The organism is Pseudomonas sp. AC083, from assembly GCF_979253165.1.
The window spans coordinates 49,017-68,457 of the sequence record NZ_CEEDDH010000015.1; the positions used below are offsets into that span (position 1 = coordinate 49,017).

General features: G+C 60.4%; 13 protein-coding genes. 3 read left to right on the top strand and 10 right to left on the bottom strand.

All coding sequences use genetic code 11. The features are described 5' to 3' along the window. Positions 1–106: 106 nt before the first annotated feature. The 6 genes from AC0IXA_RS20245 to morA all read right to left on the bottom strand — a co-directional run bounded on the left by AC0IXA_RS20245 (position 107) and on the right by morA (position 9,242). Positions 107–811, bottom strand: a complete 705-nt coding sequence (locus tag AC0IXA_RS20245; RefSeq protein ID WP_471814392.1) for a GntR family transcriptional regulator — start codon at positions 809–811, stop codon at positions 107–109. A gap of 18 nt (positions 812–829) precedes the next feature. Next, a complete protein-coding gene (locus AC0IXA_RS20250; RefSeq protein ID WP_016773102.1) occupies positions 830–1,534 on the bottom strand; it encodes a FadR/GntR family transcriptional regulator in 705 nt (234 codons plus the stop codon). A gap of 49 nt (positions 1,535–1,583) precedes the next feature. After that, positions 1,584–2,897 carry a C4-dicarboxylate transporter DctA gene (locus tag AC0IXA_RS20255; protein WP_056790521.1) on the bottom strand — a complete coding sequence of 438 codons (1,314 nt, stop codon included), beginning with the start codon at positions 2,895–2,897 and terminating at the stop codon, positions 1,584–1,586. Positions 2,898–3,136: 239 nt separating this feature from the next. Next, positions 3,137–3,700, bottom strand: a complete 564-nt coding sequence (locus tag AC0IXA_RS20260) for a hypothetical protein (RefSeq protein ID WP_341639224.1) — start codon at positions 3,698–3,700, stop codon at positions 3,137–3,139. Between the two features lie 220 nt (positions 3,701–3,920). Further along, a complete protein-coding gene (gene glyA, locus AC0IXA_RS20265) occupies positions 3,921–5,174 on the bottom strand; it encodes a serine hydroxymethyltransferase (protein WP_016773106.1) in 1,254 nt (417 codons plus the stop codon). A gap of 219 nt (positions 5,175–5,393) precedes the next feature. Then, positions 5,394–9,242, bottom strand: a complete 3,849-nt coding sequence (morA, locus tag AC0IXA_RS20270) for a cyclic di-GMP receptor MorA (protein ID WP_110603143.1) — start codon at positions 9,240–9,242, stop codon at positions 5,394–5,396. A gap of 287 nt (positions 9,243–9,529) precedes the next feature. Here morA and ettA point away from each other — a divergent pair, with 287 nt between their 5' ends. Beyond that, complete coding sequence (ettA, locus tag AC0IXA_RS20275) at positions 9,530–11,194, top strand: energy-dependent translational throttle protein EttA (protein ID WP_016773108.1); 1,665 nt, start codon at positions 9,530–9,532, stop codon at positions 11,192–11,194. Positions 11,195–11,544: 350 nt separating this feature from the next. Further along, positions 11,545–12,882, top strand: a complete 1,338-nt coding sequence (gene gdhA, locus AC0IXA_RS20280; protein WP_471814393.1) for an NADP-specific glutamate dehydrogenase — start codon at positions 11,545–11,547, stop codon at positions 12,880–12,882. Here gdhA and AC0IXA_RS20285 read toward each other — a convergent pair. From AC0IXA_RS20285 to AC0IXA_RS20300, 4 genes are all read right to left on the bottom strand, one after another. Next, positions 12,879–13,373 (bottom strand): GreA/GreB family elongation factor, encoded by a 495-nt coding sequence (locus AC0IXA_RS20285; protein ID WP_110646711.1) that lies wholly within the window; start codon positions 13,371–13,373, stop codon positions 12,879–12,881. The two genes, gdhA and AC0IXA_RS20285, sit on opposite strands and share 4 nt — an antisense overlap. Before the next feature lie 70 nt (positions 13,374–13,443). After that, positions 13,444–13,800, bottom strand: a complete 357-nt coding sequence (locus tag AC0IXA_RS20290; RefSeq protein ID WP_471814419.1) for a hypothetical protein — start codon at positions 13,798–13,800, stop codon at positions 13,444–13,446. Positions 13,801–14,019: 219 nt separating this feature from the next. Beyond that, the gene (locus AC0IXA_RS20295) at positions 14,020–15,873 is read right to left on the bottom strand and encodes an Lnb N-terminal periplasmic domain-containing protein (RefSeq protein WP_024014368.1); all 1,854 of its coding nucleotides are present in this window, start codon (positions 15,871–15,873) and stop codon (positions 14,020–14,022) included. A gap of 242 nt (positions 15,874–16,115) precedes the next feature. After that, on the bottom strand, positions 16,116–16,604 hold the full coding sequence (locus AC0IXA_RS20300) for a DUF3015 domain-containing protein (RefSeq protein ID WP_016773112.1): 489 nt from the start codon (positions 16,602–16,604) through the stop codon (positions 16,116–16,118). Positions 16,605–16,906: 302 nt separating this feature from the next. Between AC0IXA_RS20300 and AC0IXA_RS20305 the strand changes: the two genes are divergently transcribed. Continuing rightward, positions 16,907–19,345 carry a Lon protease family protein gene (locus AC0IXA_RS20305; RefSeq protein WP_471814394.1) on the top strand — a complete coding sequence of 813 codons (2,439 nt, stop codon included), beginning with the start codon at positions 16,907–16,909 and terminating at the stop codon, positions 19,343–19,345. Positions 19,346–19,441: the final 96 nt, after the last annotated feature.

The window sequence follows — 19,441 nt, forward strand, 5'->3', positions numbered from 1 at the left end:
ACAGCTCAAAGGGCCTCTTCGCGAGCAGGCTCGCTCCCACAGTGGACTGCATTCCTCCTGACAGAATGCGTTCTACTGTGGGAGCGAGCCTGCTCGCGAAGGCGATCTAGCCGACAGCACAATGACCATGGTCAGAACCGAGCAGCGTCTGCTCAAGATGATCCAGATGCCGATTCATCAACATGCCGGCCTTGGAAACATCACCTCGCTCCACAACCTCAACCAACGCCAAATGCTCCTGCCATGCGCAACAGCTTCGCGTCGAGCCCTGACTCCGCGCAATCGCCAGCGACGTCAACGGCACCAGACTGCGCAGAAAATGCGCCAGCGGCACATTCCCCGCCATCCGCGCCAACTGCAGATGAAACTCCCCCGATAACCGAATCGCCGCTCCGCGCCGATCCTGCTCGACGGCGCGCTTCTCGCGCTCTAGCAACGTGCGCAAGCATTTCAGATCGTCTGGCTGCGGACGCTGACACGCCAACCGCACCAAGGTGTTTTCAGCCAGCCGTCGCGCATGCAAGGTCTGCCGGATCAGTTCACGATCAGGCGCGGCCACTCGTGGTCGATGATTGGCGCGCAACACCACGATCCGCTCATGGGACAACTGCGTCAGCACCCGTCGTACATCGGCGCGGGCGGCGCCGAACATTGCTTGCAGACTGTCCTCGGTGAACCGGCTGTCTTCATCGATACGCTGTTCGAGGATCGCGTCGAACAGTCGCGGATACAGATCCTCCGTCGGCGTGCCCAGGCGAGAGACGGGCAGGGCGGTCGAATGCGCATGCGAGGCTGAAGCAAAACTGTTCATGGCCGTTCTCCTGGCAAATCAGGTGGGCAGGTTGTCGTCCGGGATGTTCAGCTCAACGCCCATGCGCTGGCCTTCGCGCAGAATGTGCCGACGCATTTCGGCGCTGGCCTGAGCGCTGTTCTTGCTGCGGATCGCGCGGACCACCGCTTCGTTTTCTTCCAGACGTTCGGCCAGATGTTCCGGGGAATTGCGCAACACTTCGGCGCTTTGCTTGAGGGCATTGCTGGTCTGCTGCACCACGCTCTGGAAAATCGGGTTCGAAGTCAGCGTGAACAGTTCTTCGTGGAAGGCGATGTAGGCGCTGACCCCGGCTTCGCTGTCACCGGCCTCGAGGGCTTCGCGCATGTCCATCAGGGTCAGGCGCAACTGGCCGACTTCCTTGCTGCTGATCGATTGCGCGACCAGCCCGACGATGAACGGCTCAAGGGTGTAGCGCAGTTGCAGCACGTCTTCGAGACTGGCGCCGGCGACTGCGCTGTCGTGGCTCTGGCTGTCGCTGAGTTGCGCATCGAGGACGACTACGCCTTTGCCGGGCATCGAGCGCACTAGGCCGAGGGTTTCGAGGACGATCACCGCTTCGCGCAGACTCGGCCGGCTGATGCCCAGCTGTTCGGCCAGTTCGCGCTGGCCCGGCAGCATGTCGCCGGAGCGCCACTGGCCTCGGGCCAACGCGGCGCGGAGTTTTTCCACCACTGAATTGACGACGGTTGACGTTGTAATCACGTATTGGCTCCCTGCGCCGTGCCTGCGCATTGGCAGGCACGGCACTCATTCAGAATTCTTTGGCCGCCGCCGGAGCGACGGTTTTTCGCGGTTGAAAGTTATAGCCCTGTTCGCCGTTGAGCACCTTGTTCGCGCGCTGCACGTCGATGTCCTTTTCCCAGCGGGCGATGGCCACGGTGGCGACGCAGTTGCCGATCAGATTGGTCAGCGCGCGGCCGATGCCCATGAACCAGTCCACGGCCAACACCAGCACCAGACCGACTACGGGAATCGCCGGGATCGCCGTCAGCGTCGCGGCGAGAATCACCAGCGCCGAACCGGGAATGCCGTGGGCGCCTTTGGAGGTGATCAGCGACACCAGCAGAATGGTCAGCAAGTCGGTCATCGCCAGCGGTGTGCCAGTGGCGTTGGCGATGAACACGATGGCCAGGGTCAGGTAGATCGAGAAACCGTCGAGGTTGAACGAGTACCCGGTCGGGATCACCAGACCCACCGTCGAACTGCCGATACCGAGGTGTTCGAGCTTGCGCATGATCTGCGGCAGCACGGCGTCGGAAGAGGCGGTGCCCATCACGATCAGCAGTTCTTCCCGCAGGTACTTGAGCAGCGGCCACATGCGCAGGCCGGAAACGCGCATCACCAGACCGAGGATCAGCGCGACGAAGGCGACGCAGGTCAGGTAGAACAGACCGACCAGACTGCCCAGGTGCTGCAACGAATCCAGACCGTATTTGCTGGTGGTGAAGGCGATGGCACCGAACACGCCGATCGGCGCCAGCCGGACGATCATGCCCATGATGCGGAAGATCACGTGGCTGAGTTCGTTGATCAATCGCGAAATCCCGGAAGCCGCTTCGCCGACCAGATTCAGCGCACTGCCGAACAGCACCGAAAACAGCAGCACTTGCAGAATATTGTTGTCAGCGAAGGCGCCGATCACCGAGGTCGGGATCAGGTCCATCAGAAATTGCGTGGTGGTGTGCATGTGCTGGCCGCGCTCGGCGAGGTCGCCCATGTCGGCGCTGGAGAGCTGCTCCAGATGAATGTTCGCGCCGCTGCCAATGCCGGTGCTGAAGGCGAATACCAGACCGATCACCAGAGCGATGGTGGTCAGCACTTCAAAGTAGATGACCGACTTGAGGCCGATGCGCCCGACCTTCTTCAGATCGCCCGCGCCGCTGATGCCGCTGACCACCACACAGAACACGATCAGGCCAATGAGCATCTTGATCAATTTGATGAAGCCATCGCCGAGCGGTTTCAACTGGGCGGAGTATTCAGGAAGGGTCAGCCCGCAGACGATGCCGAGCATCAGTCCGAGAACCACTTGAAGGAAGATTGAGCGCGAGCACCATCTGAGCATGGGAGGAATCCTGGGTCGGTGTCCTGGCTGCCGTACGCGTGGCGCAGCGGATTCAGGACTTAATTATTGTGGTCTTACCGGTATGTCCAGTGCAGGCGCAGTCTAGGCGCAGGTTTCCGCGGATCGCAAGGGAAAATTAGGAAATTGGCATGACCGGTCTTACCAGTTGTCTGGATGGCCCGGTCTTGAACATTTGAGAAAAATCGGCGGCTATGCCTTTTTTCTGGGCGGGGCGTGATTCACGTCTTGATGACTGGTACATGTCTATCGACGATGCTCAGGATGAAAGTGATCTTTGAACGTTCTTCGGTTTTGCCCAGATAGACGTAAGGCAGACTTCTGATTTTTATACCGCCCAAATAGGCATGATTTTTCAGTTTGAGAGAAACAGCTGTATGTACACCCGTTAAGTTGTCCAGCGTTATAGCGGTGCCGCTACGGTCGACAAGAATAAACGTGGTCAAGTTGTCAATGTCTGGCTTGACGGCCTCGACGGTGTCCAGCCAGTGATTGCTGATTACCTGATTGAAATAGTTGCCCTGGTTTTTCACGGTGAGGATGTAGCCGTCAGGGGTATGACCGAAATGCAGCTTCAACGGTTTTATCCGGCCGCTCTGCTCGTTGTTCCGGATGCCGAGCAGGTGGGAGTGATCCCGTGTTTGCGGGCGTCCGGTATAGAAACCGCCGCTGAACAGACTGATGGTAGCCATCGCCGGTTTGCCGTACAGCTGTTCAAGAAAGCCGACCCTGTGGTCGAACATTCTCAGTGTTGCGATGAAAGATTTTTCGATATTGCTCGTCATGATGAAATCCATTTAACAAGTCGGGTTTCAGACTAAGCGGTTTTCATTTATGGCGGTTTGCATGTGTGTTGCAAGAGTTTGGTTTGAACAGAGAGATGAACAATCCTGCTGGACGGGATTAGCAGATTGCAGTTTTATTCAGGTGGTATTTTGATATTGAATTCATGGAAATAAAAAACCGGCCATAGTGACCGGTTTTTTATCGCGGATTAACGAGGCATCAAGCGCCGTACACCGGCAGTTTCTTGCAGATGGCTTTGACTTTCTCGCGAACGGCGTCGATCACCGCTTCGTTGTTCAGGTCAGCCAGGATGTCGCAGATCCAGCCAGCCAGCTCTTTGCACTCGGCCTCTTTGAAGCCGCGAGTGGTCACAGCCGGAGTACCGAAGCGCAGGCCGGAGGTGACGAACGGCGAGCGTGGATCGTTAGGCACGGAGTTCTTGTTGACGGTGATGAACGCTTTGCCCAGAGCGGCGTCGGCATCTTTACCGGAGATGTCCTGCTTGATCAGCGACAGCAGGAACAGGTGGTTTTCAGTACCGCCCGAAACCACGTCGAAACCGCGCGCGATGAACACTTCGGCCATGGCCTTGGCGTTTTTCACCACTTGTTGCTGGTAAGCCTTGAACTCAGGCTGCAGCGCTTCCTTGAAGCAGATCGCCTTGGCCGCGATCACGTGCTCCAGCGGGCCACCCTGGGCGCCCGGGAATACTGCGGAGTTGAGCTTCTTCTCGATCTCGGCGTTGGCACGGGCCAGGATCAGACCGCCACGTGGACCGCGCAGGGTCTTGTGGGTGGTGGTGGTCACGACATCGGCGAACGGCACCGGGTTCGGGTACACACCAGCGGCAACCAGACCGGCGACGTGAGCCATGTCGACGAACAGGTAAGCGCCGACCTTGTCAGCGATTTCGCGGAAGCGCGGGAAGTCGAGAATCTGCGAGTAGGCCGAGAAACCGGCAACGATCATTTTCGGCTTGTGCTCGACCGCCAGACGCTCGACTTCGTCGTAGTCGATCAGACCGTTGGCGTCGATGCCGTATTGAACGGCGTTGTACAGCTTGCCCGAGGAGGAAACGCTGGCGCCGTGGGTCAGGTGACCGCCATGGGCCAGGCTCATGCCCAGAATGGTGTCGCCACCTTGCAGCAGAGCCAGGTAAACAGCAGCGTTGGCTTGGGAACCGGCGTGCGGCTGAACGTTGGCGTAATCGGCGCCGAACAGTTCCTTGGCGCGGTCGATGGCCAGTTGTTCAACCACGTCCACGTATTCGCAACCACCGTAGTAACGCTTGCCCGGATAGCCTTCGGCGTACTTGTTGGTCAGGACCGAGCCTTGAGCTTCCATCACCGCTGGGCTGGTGTAGTTTTCCGAAGCGATCAGCTCAATGTGTTCTTCCTGACGCTGAGCTTCTTGCTCCATGGCGGCAAAAAGGTCGGCGTCGTACTTGGCAATAGTCAAATCACGGCTGAACATGGCGGTCCTCAAGGATCGGGGGCAGAAAAGGGGGGCATTCTAACCCAACCGCTTTTAGAAGGGCTATGAAACACAGTCAGGTTGTGGATAAGCGGGCTTCAAGCTGCAAGCTACAAGCTACAAGTCAAAAGCGCTTCGGCTTCCACTTGCAGCTTGCAGCTAACCTCTAGCAGCTCCTCTTCATGTTCAACTGACCTGAGCCGCCCGAAGCGGCTCAGGTCAGTCGAACATGAAGAGCGCATCGTTACAGAACTGCGCTTCAAACCGTCCCGCCGGCATCGGCCGGCCGAACAGATATCCCTGCACCTCATCGCAGCCATGCTCGCGCAGGAAGTCCAGCTGCTCATGGGTTTCCACACCCTCGGCGATCACCGCCAGGTTCAGGCTGTGGGCCATGGCAATGATCGCCCGGGCGATCTGCGCGTCCTGCTCCCCGGACGGCAGGCCGTCGACGAAGGTGCGGTCGATCTTCAGCACGTCGATCGGGAATTGCTTGAGGTAGTTGAGCGATGAATAACCGGTGCCGAAGTCGTCGACCGCGATGCTCAGGCCGAGGTTCTTCAGCCCGGCAAGAATCTGCATCGCCTCGCTGACTTCGCGCATCAGGATGCTTTCGGTCAGTTCCAGCTCCAGACACGCCGGCGGCAGGCCGGTTTCGCGCAGGATCGTCGCGATTCGCGTGCCCAACTGGCCGTCGGAGAACTGCCGTGCGGAAATGTTCACCGACACCTTCGGCACCCGCACCCGTTGCTGGTGCCAGGTTTTCAGCTGTCGACAGGCCTCGCTGATGACCCAGTCGCCAACGTCCACCACCAGGCCGAGCTCTTCCAGCACCGGAATGAAATCCCCCGGCGGCACCAGCCCGCGACGCGGATGGCGCCAGCGCAGCAGCGCTTCGGCGCCGGTCAGGCGCTTGCCGTCGCCACTGAACTGCGGCTGGTAATACAGGACGAATTCGTTCTGCTCCAGCGCATGGCGCAAATCGCTTTCCAGTTCCAGACGCTCCAGCGCACTGGCGTTCATGTCGGCCTGATAGAACTGGAAGTTGTTCTTGCCGCGTTCCTTGGCGTGGTACATCGCCGTGTCGGCGTTCTTCATCAACTGGCTGAGTTCATTGCCGTCCTGCGGACTCAGGGCGATGCCGATACTGGCGGTGACGAAGAACTCGCGGCCCTCGAGCACGAACGGCCGCACCAGGCTGGCGAGAATCTGCTCGGCGACATGAATCGCCCGGTTCAGCGCCAGTTCGCGATTGGAGCGATGCTGCAGCAGCAAGGTGAATTCGTCGCCGCCCATGCGCGCCACGGTGTCGTCGTCATCGACGCAGGCCAGCAGGCGCGTGGCCATGTCCTTGAGCATGCGGTCGCCGGCGGCGTGGCCGAGGGAGTCGTTGATCGGTTTGAAACGGTCGAGGTCGAGGAACATCAATACCACCCACGACTTCTGCCGTTCGGCCGCTTGCAGCGCGGTGTGCAGACGATCCTGGAACAGCGTGCGGTTCGGCAGGTGGGTGAGGGCGTCGTAATAGGCGAGGCGGTGGATGCGCTGCTCGCTGGCCTTGCGCTCGCTGATGTCGCTGAAGAAACACACGTAACTGGCCAGATCGCCCTCGTCGTCGAGCACGGCAGTAATGCCGACCCACGCCGGGTAGTGCTCACCGTTACGGCGCTTCATCCATACTTCGCCTTCCCAGGTGCTGTGCTCGTGCAACTGCTTGAGCACGTAGCGCAAGTGCGCGTCCTGCTGCTCGTCGACAGTGAGCATGTTCGGCAACTGGTCGAGCACTTCGCCCACGCTGTAGCCGCTGACCCGACTGAACGCTTCGTTGGCCTGGACGATGTACCCAGCGGGGTCGGTGATCAGGATCGCCGAAGTCGAGTGCTCGAATACCGTGGCGGCCATGCGCAGATCTTTTTCGGCACGGCGCTGCTGGCTGATATCGCGACCAACGCCGAGCACGCCTTCGAACGCGCCGTGTTCGTCCCATACCAGCACCAGGCGCAGTTCGATCGGAATCTTGCGGCCGTCGGCGCGCAGGCAATCGAAGAGGAACAGCTGCGTTTGCACCTGACTGCGCAGCAATGCCAGTTGCTCGGGCTTGTCCAGCGCCTTGCTGACGCGGTCCATCAGCACATGAATGCCATTCAGTTGCCCGGGATTGGCGATGATCGATTGCCAGCCGTTCTGGAAAATCCATTCGGCGTTGTAACCGAGCACCGCCTGCACCGACGGGCTGACGTAGTTCAGCGAGAGCTTGCTGTCGGTGGAGAAAATCACGTCGCTGATGCTTTCGGCGAGCATGCGGTAACGCTGCTCGCTGTCACGCAGCGATTCGCTGGCCTCGATCTGTTCGGTGATGTCCTTGGCCACGCCGATGATCCGCGTGACCTGATCGTGCTTGTCCCGCGCCAGCGCCTGTTCACGGATGTCGAAGCGCCGCCACTTGCCGTCGCGATGGCGGAAGCGCAATTGGCATTGCAACAACTGGCTGTAACCGGCGTGACGCTGCAACTGCCGCGAACGATGGTAATAGTCAGCGTCTTCCGGATGCAGAAGGATTTCCCAGAAGTACTCGCCCATCTGATGCAGTTCAGTGCGGTTGTAGCCCAGGGTCTGGCCGAGGTGGTGGTTGCTGAAGATCATCCGCTGGCTGATCACGTCCTGCACATACAGATGATCGGGCACGGTGCGCACCACATCCGACCAGAAACCTTCACGCTCCAGCAGCGACAGTTCGATCAGCTTGCGGCTGGTGATGTCGTTGATGCTGAGGATCACCGCTTTATAGTCGTGCTGCTCGCTCGGCAGGCGCAAAACCATCCACAGATGCTGGTCGCGACCGTTGCTGTTGGGCAGTTTGATTTCCAGTTCCAGCTGCTTCTGCTGTTGCAGGACGGCGTCGAGGATCTGCTGACCGATCGCGCACTGCGGATGGCGCTGGCCATCGATCAGCAGTTGCCAGGCATCGTCGCAGGAGTGCACATCGAGCAGTTGCAGGGCGACCTGGTTGACTTCGGTGACGCGCATTTCCGCAAGCAACTGCTGGCGCTGCTGCGGTTGGTCGAGCCAGGCCTTGAGCTGGTCACTGGTCTGGATCTGCGCCTTGTCGAACATCTGCTTGAGGCCGGACAGGTCAAGCACGCACAAGGCCACGCCGGTGCCTTCGAAAATATCCTGATAACGCCGCCGGCCTTCATGTACCTGGCGCTGGCGCCGACGCATGTTCAGCAACGCGATCACCGGCAACATCGAGAACGCCAGGCCGAGCAGGCATTTGCCAATGAACGCCGGCAGCAACTCTTCCAGTACGCGCTGGCGGTCGAATAGCCCGCGCAGTTGCCAGTCGCTGCTGCTCAGCGGCACGGTCAGCACGGTGTTGGCGACATCGTCAGGCGTCAGCCCGCCAGCCTTGACCGAGGGCAGCCCGGCGTCGCGGCTGATGATCTGGTGATTGAGGCGGTTTTCCACCAGCCACAACGGGCGCAGGGCGGTGGCGTCCTGTTTGGTCAGCGAATCGAAGAAGGTTGGCGTCAGGCGCAAGGCCCAGTAACCGCGACTGCTGCCGCTGGCCTGATGCAACAGCAGATGCACCACCGAGCCGTCATCGGCATTGCTGAAGTAATGCGCCTGGGCACGGCTGCGGCGTACCAGTTCGGTCAGGTAATCGGCGTCGGAACTGTCGGTGGCGCTGTCGCTGATGATGCGGCCGGAGGGCGAGAGCAGGGCCATGCTGCGAAGATCGGGCAGCGAGCGTTGCAGTTTGCGCAGGAGCATCTGCTGTTCGTCGGCAGTTTGCGGTTGTTCGACGATCGGTAGCAGATTGAGGGCGATTTGCGCATTCAGCGCCATGTTCAGGCTGACCTGAGCGGCGAGGTCGGCGGTGTAATCGATGGTGTACTGGCGCTGGTTCTTCTGGGTTTCACGCAATTGATCGAGCAATTGCCAGAACAGCAACGCGAGCAATAACAGCACGAGGGTGGCCAGCGCACCCTTTAATGTCCCGCGCAGGGGCGAGCCGGGCGCCGGTGGGGTGCTGCTCACAGAGGCTGGCGGAGTGACATTGGTCAAGCTGTGATCCTGCGATTTGGCTGGACTGGCGCGACGTGCACTATAAGCCGGACGCCCGAAGGGCGGCTAGCATGCCTTGACTCGTGGCGAAGTGCCAGCCCCTCGCGGCTGGACTGCCTTCCAGCATTAAGGTAGCTTTGCCGGTTAGACCGGGGGCGTTCCAGCCCCTACAATCAGACTTTTTCCAGCGCGCACGCATTGATCGCGATCAAGTGAACGACGCGCACAGTCTGGCCAGGCATCGCCTGCGCTCCAATCATTCATCTGTCACTGACCCAAGGTTCTCCATGGCTCAATACGTCTTCACCATGCATCGGCTGGGCAAAGTTGTTCCGCCGAAGCGGGAAATCCTCAAGAACATTTCGCTGTCCTTCTTCCCCGGCGCCAAGATCGGCGTGCTCGGCCTCAACGGTTCGGGTAAATCCACGCTGCTGAAAATCATGGCCGGCGTCGACACCGAGTTCGAAGGCGAAGCCCGTCCGATGCCGGACCTGAACATCGGTTACCTGCCGCAAGAGCCGCAACTCGACCCTGCCAAGACCGTGCGTGAAGTGGTCGAAGAAGCAGTCAGCGTGATCAAGGATGCGCAAGCGCGTCTGGACGAGGTCTACGCGGCCTACGCCGACCCGGATGCCGACTTCGACAAACTTGCTGCTGAACAGGCCAAGCTCGAAGCGATTCTGCAAGCCAGCGACGGCCACAACCTCGAGCGCCAACTGGAAGTCGCCGCCGATGCGCTGCGTCTGCCAGCCTGGGACGCGAAAGTCGAACACCTGTCCGGTGGTGAAAAGCGCCGTGTCGCCCTGTGCCGTCTGCTGCTGTCCGCGCCGGACATGCTGCTGCTCGACGAACCGACCAACCACCTGGATGCCGATTCGGTGGCGTGGCTGGAGCATTTCCTCCACGACTTCCCGGGCACCGTGGTCGCGATCACGCACGACCGCTACTTCCTCGACAACGTCGCCGGCTGGATTCTGGAACTCGACCGCGGCGCGGGCATTCCTTACGAGGGCAACTACTCGGGCTGGCTCGAAGCCAAATCCGATCGTCTGGCCCAGGAATCCAAACAGCAGTCGGCTCATGAAAAAGCCATGAAGGAAGAACTGGAGTGGGTGCGCAAAGGCGCCAAGGCCCGCCAGTCGAAATCCAAGGCACGTCTGCAACGCTTCGAAGAAATGCAATCGCAGGAATTCCAGAAGCGCAGCGAGACCAATGAGATCTACATCCCGGCCGGTCCACGCCTGGGCGACAAGGTCATCGAATTCAAGAACGTCACCAAAGGCTACGGCGATCGCGTGCTGATCGACAACCTGTCGTTCTCCATGCCGAAGGGCGCCATCGTCGGCGTGATCGGCGGTAACGGTGCCGGTAAATCGACGCTGTTCCGCATGCTGATGGGCAAGGAAACTCCGGATTCGGGCAGCATCGAAATCGGTGAAACCGTGCAGCTGGCCTGCGTCGATCAGAGCCGCGAAGACCTCGACGGCAGCAAGACCGTGTTCCAGCAGATTTCCGACGGTTCCGACCAGATCCGCATCGGCAACTACGAGATCCCTTCGCGCACCTACGTCGGTCGCTTCAACTTCAAGGGCGGCGACCAGCAGAAGTTCGTCAAGGATCTGTCCGGCGGTGAGCGCGGTCGTCTGCACCTGGCGCTGACCCTGAAGGAGGGCGGCAACGTCCTGCTGCTCGACGAACCGTCCAACGACCTCGACGTGGAAACCCTGCGTTCGCTGGAAGAAGCCCTGCTGGACTTCCCGGGCGCCGCCATTGTGATCTCCCACGATCGGTGGTTCCTTGACCGTGTCGCCACGCACATCCTGGCGTACGAAGACGACTCGCAAGCGGTGTTCTTCGAAGGCAACTACACCGAGTACGAAGCCGACCGCAAAAAACGCCTCGGCGAAGCAGCGGCCCAGCCTCACCGGGTGCGTCACAAGAAACTGGCCTGATTCGGGTTGGTTGCACAAGAGCGGAGCCTTCGGGCTCCGTTTTTATTTGCCCTGGGTTTTTCCTGATAAACCGAGTTGCGGCTTTCGCGAGCAGGCTCGCTCCCACAGGGGTAACGCAATCCAAATGTGGGAGCGAGCCTGCTCGCGAAGACGGTGTAACTATTGGTGCAAGTCTTGAATCTGTGCTCCCCGCTCAGGTGCAAAAACGCATCAAAAACCCCTCGGATTTATATCCTGTGCACCATTTAATTTCATAACTGCGACATCTTGCTCTGTTCCTGTGCGCAATTCGTTTGTTACAGTCCGGCCCAATCTCCTCCAACGACAATAAATTTGCCGAGACTTTGCCCATGATCGAATCCGTCGAATCCTTCCTTGCGCGCCTGAAAAAACGCGACCCGGATCAACCCGAATTCCACCAGGCTGTCGAAGAAGTCCTGCGCAGCCTGTGGCCGTTTCTTGAAGCCAATCCGCATTACCTGACTTCGGGCATTCTGGAGCGCATCTGCGAGCCGGAGCGCGCGGTGGTGTTTCGCGTGTCGTGGGTCGACGATCAGGGCAAGGTCCAGGTCAATCGCGGCTTCCGTATCCAGATGAACAGCGCCATCGGCCCGTACAAGGGCGGCCTGCGCTTCCATCCGTCGGTGAACCTCGGCGTGCTGAAATTCCTCGCCTTCGAACAGACTTTCAAGAACTCGCTGACCTCCCTGCCCATGGGCGGTGGCAAGGGCGGTTCGGACTTCGATCCGAAGGGCAAGAGCGACGCTGAAGTCATGCGTTTCTGCCAGGCATTCATGAGCGAGTTGTATCGCCACATCGGCGCCGACGTTGACGTGCCGGCCGGTGATATCGGTGTCGGTGCGCGGGAGATCGGTTTCCTCTTTGGCCAGTACAAGCGCCTGAGCAACCAGTTCACCAGCGTCCTCACCGGCAAGGGCATGACCTACGGCGGCAGCCTGATTCGCCCGGAAGCCACCGGTTTCGGCTGCGTGTACTTCGCCGAAGAAATGCTCAAGCGCCGCGGGCAGAGCGTGGAAGGCAAGCGCGTGGCGATTTCCGGTTCCGGCAACGTCGCGCAGTACGCGGCGCGCAAGGTCATGGATCTGGGCGGCAAGGTGATTTCCCTGTCCGATTCCGAAGGCACGCTGTACTGCGAAGCAGGACTGAGCGAAGAACAGTGGCTGGCGCTGCTGGAATTGAAGAACGTCAGACGCGGGCGCATCAGCGAACTGGCGAGCGCCCATGGTCTGGAATTCCGCGCCGGGCAGCTTCCATGGTCGTTGGCGTGCGACATCGCGCTGCCCTGCGCGACGCAAAACGAACTCGACGCCGAAGCCGCGCGCACGCTGCTGCGCAACGGCTGCGTCTGTGTGGCTGAAGGCGCGAACATGCCGACCACGCTGGAGGCTGTGGATATCTTTATCGAGGCCGGCATTCTCTTTGCGCCGGGCAAAGCTTCGAATGCCGGCGGCGTGGCCGTGAGCGGTCTGGAGATGTCGCAGAACGCCATGCGCCTGCTGTGGACGGCGGGCGAGGTCGACAGCAAGCTGCACGCGATCATGCAGTCGATCCACCACGCCTGCGTGCATTACGGCGAAGACAACGGTCAGATCAATTACGTCAAAGGCGCGAACATTGCCGGCTTCGTCAAAGTCGCCGATGCGATGTTGGCGCAAGGCGTGGTTTAAGCCGGTTCGATGCGGATCACTTCGATCAGTTGATCGCCGGCAGGCCGCTGCCACAGCACCTCATCGTTGAGCCGGGCGCCGAGCAAGGCCCGGCCCAGCGGTGAGGCCCAGTTGATCAGGCCCTGACTGGCGTCGGCCTGATCCTCGCCGACCAGTTGCACGCGGTGTTCAGTGTCGTGTTCATCGGCAAAAGTCACCCAGCTACCGATCTGCACCTTGTCGGTGGAAGTCGCAGCGACTGCAACTTGGGCGCTGCTCAGGCGTTGAGTGAAATAACGCAGATCCCGTTGCAGATCGGCCAAGCGTTGCTTGTCGGCCTGCTCGCCCTTGGCCGTTTGCTCGGCGTGCAGGCTCTGCAACTCGGTGACCTTCGCCTGCAACTGCGCCAGACCTTGCGGGGTGACGTAGTTGGGCTGCGTGCTGACCTGACGTTCGACGGGCTGATCGGCCTGCGCGGCGGCGTTGTCTTCGTTGACGAATGCGCGACTCATGAAGTCCTCCTGTTAAAGGATTTGGGCCATGGTTGCCGGCATTTGGTTTCAACGGATGTCTGCAAACGACCTATTGCGAGCGATAAGCCCGCCAGACGTCCTGGTCCTTCTGCTGCTGCCAGGCGCGTTCGCGTTCGTCCCAATGCTCGTTGCGATATTGCTCGCGATCCCTGTTTTCGAGCATCGCCTGACATTGGCGGAAGCCGTCGACCCAGCCGTCGGCGTATTGCTGGTCCTTGAGATAGCGCGGCACATTTTTGCGAAACTCACCGCTGATCGAGCCCGCCGCTTGCCGGCCGCTGACGCAACCGTCATCGAAACCGTCGGCGAAGGCCGGTGGATAACCCTTGGCGATCAAGTCTTCATGGGTGGTCTGGCAACCGCCCAGCGCCATTACAACACCCAACAACCCCACGCACCGCCACATCGCACTCTCCCGCGCCGATACTCGGCTCATAAGGAAAGTCTAGAAGGGGATTCATGAGGCGGCTGTCGAACGCCTGTGAAAAATCCATTGCACACCACAAAGCCCCTGTGGGAGCGAGCCTGCTCGCGAAGGCGTCGTGTCAGGCAACACTAATATTGACTGACCCACCGCTTTCGCGAGCAGGCTCGCTCCCACAGGGAGATTTACACAGGCTCGGGATCAGTAGTGATACCACTTCACTTCAAGCATGACTTCCGTTTCCGGGCTGGCGAGCTGGCTGAATTCACGTTGCGCGCTCAAGCGCAAACCGAGGTTGCGCGACAGCTCCCACTGCTGATTCAGGCTCAGGCTGCGGCGTACTTCGCCGTTGAAGAAGTAGTCGCCCTTGGCCTCCAGGCTCAGATTGCCCAGCGGGTTTTTCCACAGCACGCCGGTGTTGAAGCCACCGGCCGGGGAAACAAACTCGGCGAAGTCATTGTTGTGTTCCACGCGCACCGTGCCCAGCGCAAAGCCGAGCACGTCTTCGCCCAACTGCCACGTGCCGCCGCCGCCACCGTTGACATGGCTGACCAGCGTTTCGTCGTCATGCTTGCCCGGCACGCGCTCAAGGCCACCGGTGACTTGCCACGACAATGGTTGCAGCAGCTCGTTGCGCGGTGTCAGCGAACGAATGGTCGCCAGATCCAGTTGCTGTAGCTGCCAGTCATTGCCTTCGTATTGGCGCAGCTTCAGTTGCAGGATCTCAATCTGCGCGCCGAGAGGAAAGCTTTCGGCGTTGTCATTGAGGTCGTGATAAGCCATGCGCAGGCCATATTCGCCGAACGCGCGATCGCCGCGCGTACCGAGGCCTGCCTGCCAGGTGCGGGACTCGTGGCCATCTTCGGGCAGACCGGGTTGCGGAATTTCCAGCTCCGGCGCCGGGTTCTTGTTGATCGCCCGCAGCAGTTCGAAACTGCGCTGCGCTCGTTGCGGGTCGCGCTCCTGACCGTTGGCGCGGTAGCGCTCCAGACGATAGGCAGCGTCAACGATCAACGCCTGACGCGCGCGCGGCAGCGCTTTGAACGTTGGCTCTTGCAGGACTTTTTGATCGGCGCTGACTTTCAGCACCCATTGCTGTTCGTCATCGCTCAAAGGCTCGGCGCGGCTGAGCAGTTCACGTTCGCGGGACGGGCGATATTCGATGTGCTCGACCAGCCCGGCCTCTTTCACCGCTTTGACAGTGTCGGTCGGGATCGCGGTCAGTGGGAATTGTTCGGTCAGGCGCAGGCTCGGCCGCGCCACTTGCAGCAGCTCCAGCAAGCGATACGAGCAGTTTTCGTCGAAGAAGAAATAGTCGAACTGGATCTGCTTGAGCTCCCACACATGTTCGACCATGCGTGCGGTTTCTTCCTGAGTCAGATTGAGGCGGTATTCCCACAGATCGCGGTTTTCCAGGCTGCGGTATTCCGAGAGTTTTTCCTGATACGGCACCAGCGCGAACAGCCCCGGGTAGCCGCCCATCAAGCCTTTCCAGGCATACAGAATGCTGTTGTCCGAGCCTTCGATGTAGGCACCGAAGTTGATCGCGTAGCTGAGCAGCGAAGTCTTGTCGGCCTGCACGTCCGCCTGATCGATGCGCAGCAGGGTGTGGCCGAACATCGACGACGGGCTGTTGAGATACGCCGCCGGGAAAATCATCACCGCGCTGTGCGGCGAGACGTCCTTGAACCATTGCTTGTATTCGGCGCATTCCGGCGCTGGCAGGTCGGCGAGATTGAGCTGCGCTTTCAGCCAGCGTGTACGCGCCGGGTAGACGCATTGTGCGTGTTGTTCGCCGAGACTGGCCGGGGCGTACAACGCCTGCACGGTGGCGGCCAGTTCGCGGTCCGGATGCTCGTTGCCGTCGGGCGCGAGAAAGAACTTCTTGTCGCTGACATAGCTGCGCCAGCCGCCGAGTTTGGCGGTTTCGTAATGACCGAGGGAAATCCAGAAGCGGTCGTTGGCCAGTTGCTGCAAACGTTGAGGATCGATGTGAGGCGCGGCGGACAGCGGGGCGCAGACACAGAGCGCCAGCCAGGCAAGGCGTTTGAGCATAGGTGGCAACTTAAGTCGAAAGAAAACAAATCCCGGATCGGGGGTAATCACTGCACCCTGTGGCGAGGGGATTTATCCCCGCTGGGCTGCGAAGCGGCCCCATAAGCTGTGTCACCAATGCATCGGATACATCGCATGCACAGGTTTTACGACTGCTTCGCAGCCGAACGGGGAAAATCCCCTCGCTACAGACCGTATTCAAAATAAAACCCGCTTCCCGAAGGAAGCGGGCGGGGTCGAGCTTAAGCCTGAGTTGCGTACTTGGCCAGACGTGGGTCCGATTTCAGTACTGCCAGGGTGTTGGTATGCACGTCTTCAGCGGTCACGTCAGCTTTGCTGAAGATCTGCTGGAAGTGCTCGTGGGTCACTTGCGCGAAGTGCGCGCGATCTTCCGGTGCTACGCCCAGGACCACGGCATAAGTGGTCAGCGCTTCGCCGTTGCCTTTGGCCATGTCTTCGGACAGCTCGTTCATCATGCCATTCATGGCGAACCAGGATTTGCCGCCATAAGTCAGGGACGCGTTGGTCGAGCAGCCGTTGGTACCGGAGGTCATACCGAAGGTAGCGTTACCGGAAGTGCCGTTGGTGGTGGAAGCAAGGAAGTGCGCCGGGGTGCCACGCTGACCTTCGAACAGCATGTTGCCCCAACCGCAATCCGGGCCGCCCGGGGCTTGCGCCATTGCGTTGATGGATACAGCGGTGAAGAGAGTACCGAGAAGAATCCGTTTCATAGCTTTGTTCTCTTTATGTGCATACCAATGGACAGGGTTCTGGCCCTTCGCGCTCTGCCCGAGGACAAAGCCGAAAGTGTCAGTGGGCCGGTATTAGTTCCAGCCGCGCAGTTTGGAGTTTAGGCACGTTCCAGCGGTTCCGTGACTTTTTGCAAAATATTTGGAATAAACCTCTGATTTATCGGGACGCGTCGGCCGGCCGCGCGCTTGTCTATGCTTTGTCATGTGGCGCGCCTTGCCAGTGGGGCACGGGCAGCGCCAGAATGCCGCTACCTGCCCCGCCTGATTGTTAAGGAAGCCCGATGCCTGATCCTGTTGCTGCCAGCCTGCGTCTTGCGCCCGAAGCGCTGACTCGTCCGTTTTCCGCTGAACAGTTCAGCTTCACTAGCACCAATGATCTGGAGCCCTTTCGCGGTGTGCTCGGCCAGGAACGCGCGGTCGAAGCCTTGCAGTTCGGTGTGGCGATGCCACGCCCCGGTTACAACGTATTCGTCATGGGCGAGCCCGGCACCGGCCGTTTCTCGTTCGTCAAACGCTACCTGAAAGCCGAAGGCAAGCGCCTGCAGACCCCGGCGGACTGGGTCTACGTCAACAACTTCGATGAGCCGCGCGAACCGCGCGCACTGGAGCTGCCATCGGGCACGGCGGCCTCGTTCATCGGCGACATCAACGGCCTGATCGACAACCTGCTGGCGACTTTTCCGGCGGTTTTCGAACACCCGTCCTACCAGCAGAAAAAAAGCGCCATCGACCGCGCCTTCAACCAGCGCTACGACAAGGCGCTGGACATCATCGAGCGCCTGGCTCTGGAAAAAGACGTCGCCCTGTACCGCGACAGCAGCAATATCGCCTTCACCCCGATGCTCGACGGCAAGGCCCTGGACGAAGCCGAATTCGCGCAGTTGCCGGAAGCCGAGCGCGAGCGTTTTCACGATGACATTTCCGGCCTCGAAGAGCGCCTGAACGAAGAACTAGCCAGCCTGCCGCAGTGGAAGCGCGAGTCGAACAATCAACTGCGTTCGCTCAACGAAGAAACCATCACCCTGGCCTTGCAGCCGTTGCTGGCGCCGCTGTCGGAGAAGTACGCAGAGAACGCCGGGGTCTGCGGTTACCTGCAAGCGATGCAGGTCTACCTGCTGAAAACCGTGGTCGAACAACTGGTCGACGACAGCAAGACCGACGCCGTCGCGCGCAAGTTGCTGGAAGAACAATACGCACCGAGCCTGGTGGTCGGGCATCCGGCCAGCGGCGGTGCACCGGTGGCGTTCGAACCGCATCCGACCTACGAAAACCTGTTCGGCCGCATCGAGTACACGACCGATCAGGGCGCGCTCTACACCACTTACCGGCAGTTGCGTCCGGGTGCGCTGCACCGCGCCAATGGCGGTTTCCTGATTCTCGAAGCGGAAAAAATGCTCAGCGAGCCGTTCGTGTGGGATGCGCTCAAACGCGCCCTGCAATCGCGCAAACTGAAAATGGAATCGCCGCTGGGCGAGATGGGCCGCTTCGCTACCATGACCCTGAACCCGCAGCACATTCCGCTGCAGGTCAAAGTCATCATCATCGGTGCGCGGCAGCTGTATTACACGCTGCAGGATCTCGATCCGGACTTCCAGGAGATGTTCCGCGTTCTGGTCGACTTCGACGAAGACATCCCGATGGTCGACGAAAGCCTCGAGCAGTTCGCCCAGCTCCTGAAAACCCGTACTTCGGAAGAAGGCATGGCGCCGCTGACCGCCGATGCGGTGGCGCGGCTGGCGACCTACAGCGCACGGCTGGCCGAGCATCAGGGGCGCTTGTCGGCGCGCATTGGCGATCTGTTCCAACTGGTCAGCGAGGCGGATTTCATTCGCCATCTGGCCGGCGATGAAATGACCGACGCAGGCCATATCGAACGCGCCCTGAAAGCCAAGGCCACCCGCACCGGGCGGGTCTCGGCGCGGATTCTCGACGACATGCTCGCCGGGATCATCCTCATCGACACCGATGGCGCGGCAGTCGGCAAGTGTAACGGGCTGACGGTGCTGGAGGTCGGCGATTCGGCGTTCGGCGTGCCGGCGCGGATTTCCGCCACGGTCTACCCGGGCGGCAGCGGCATCGTCGACATCGAGCGTGAGGTCAACCTCGGCCAGCCGATTCACTCCAAAGGCGTGATGATCCTCACCGGTTATCTGGGCAGCCGTTACGCCCAGGAATTTCCGCTGGCGATCTCGGCGAGCATTGCGCTGGAACAGTCGTACGGTTACGTCGACGGCGACAGCGCATCGCTGGGCGAGGCGTGCACGCTGATTTCGGCGCTGTCGAAAACCCCGCTCAAGCAATGTTTTGCCATCACCGGTTCGATCAACCAGTTCGGCGAAGTGCAGGCAGTCGGCGGGGTCAACGAGAAGATCGAAGGCTTCTTCCGCCTCTGCGAAGCGCGCGGCCTGACCGGCGAGCAGGGCGCGATCATTCCCCAGGCCAACGTCGCCACTTTGATGCTCGATGAAAAAGTCCTCGCCGCCGTGCGCGCCGGGCAGTTCCACGTGTATGCGGTGCGTCAGGCCGATGAGGCGTTGAGCCTGCTGGTGGGCGAGCCGGCCGGGGAGCCGAACGCCGATGGCGAATTCCCCGAAGGCAGCATCAATGCCCGAGTGGTCGAGCGCCTGCGCGATATCGCCGAGATGATCAGCGAAGAGGACCTGAAAGAGGCCGAGAAGGAACTGGCGCAGGAGGCTCTCGCCGAAGCCAAACCGGCCTGATCAGTTCACGCCAGACCCTGTGGGAGCGAGCCTGCTCGCGAAAGCGCTGTATCAGTCGACGAATGAGTTGGCTGATCCATCGTCTTCGCGAGCAGG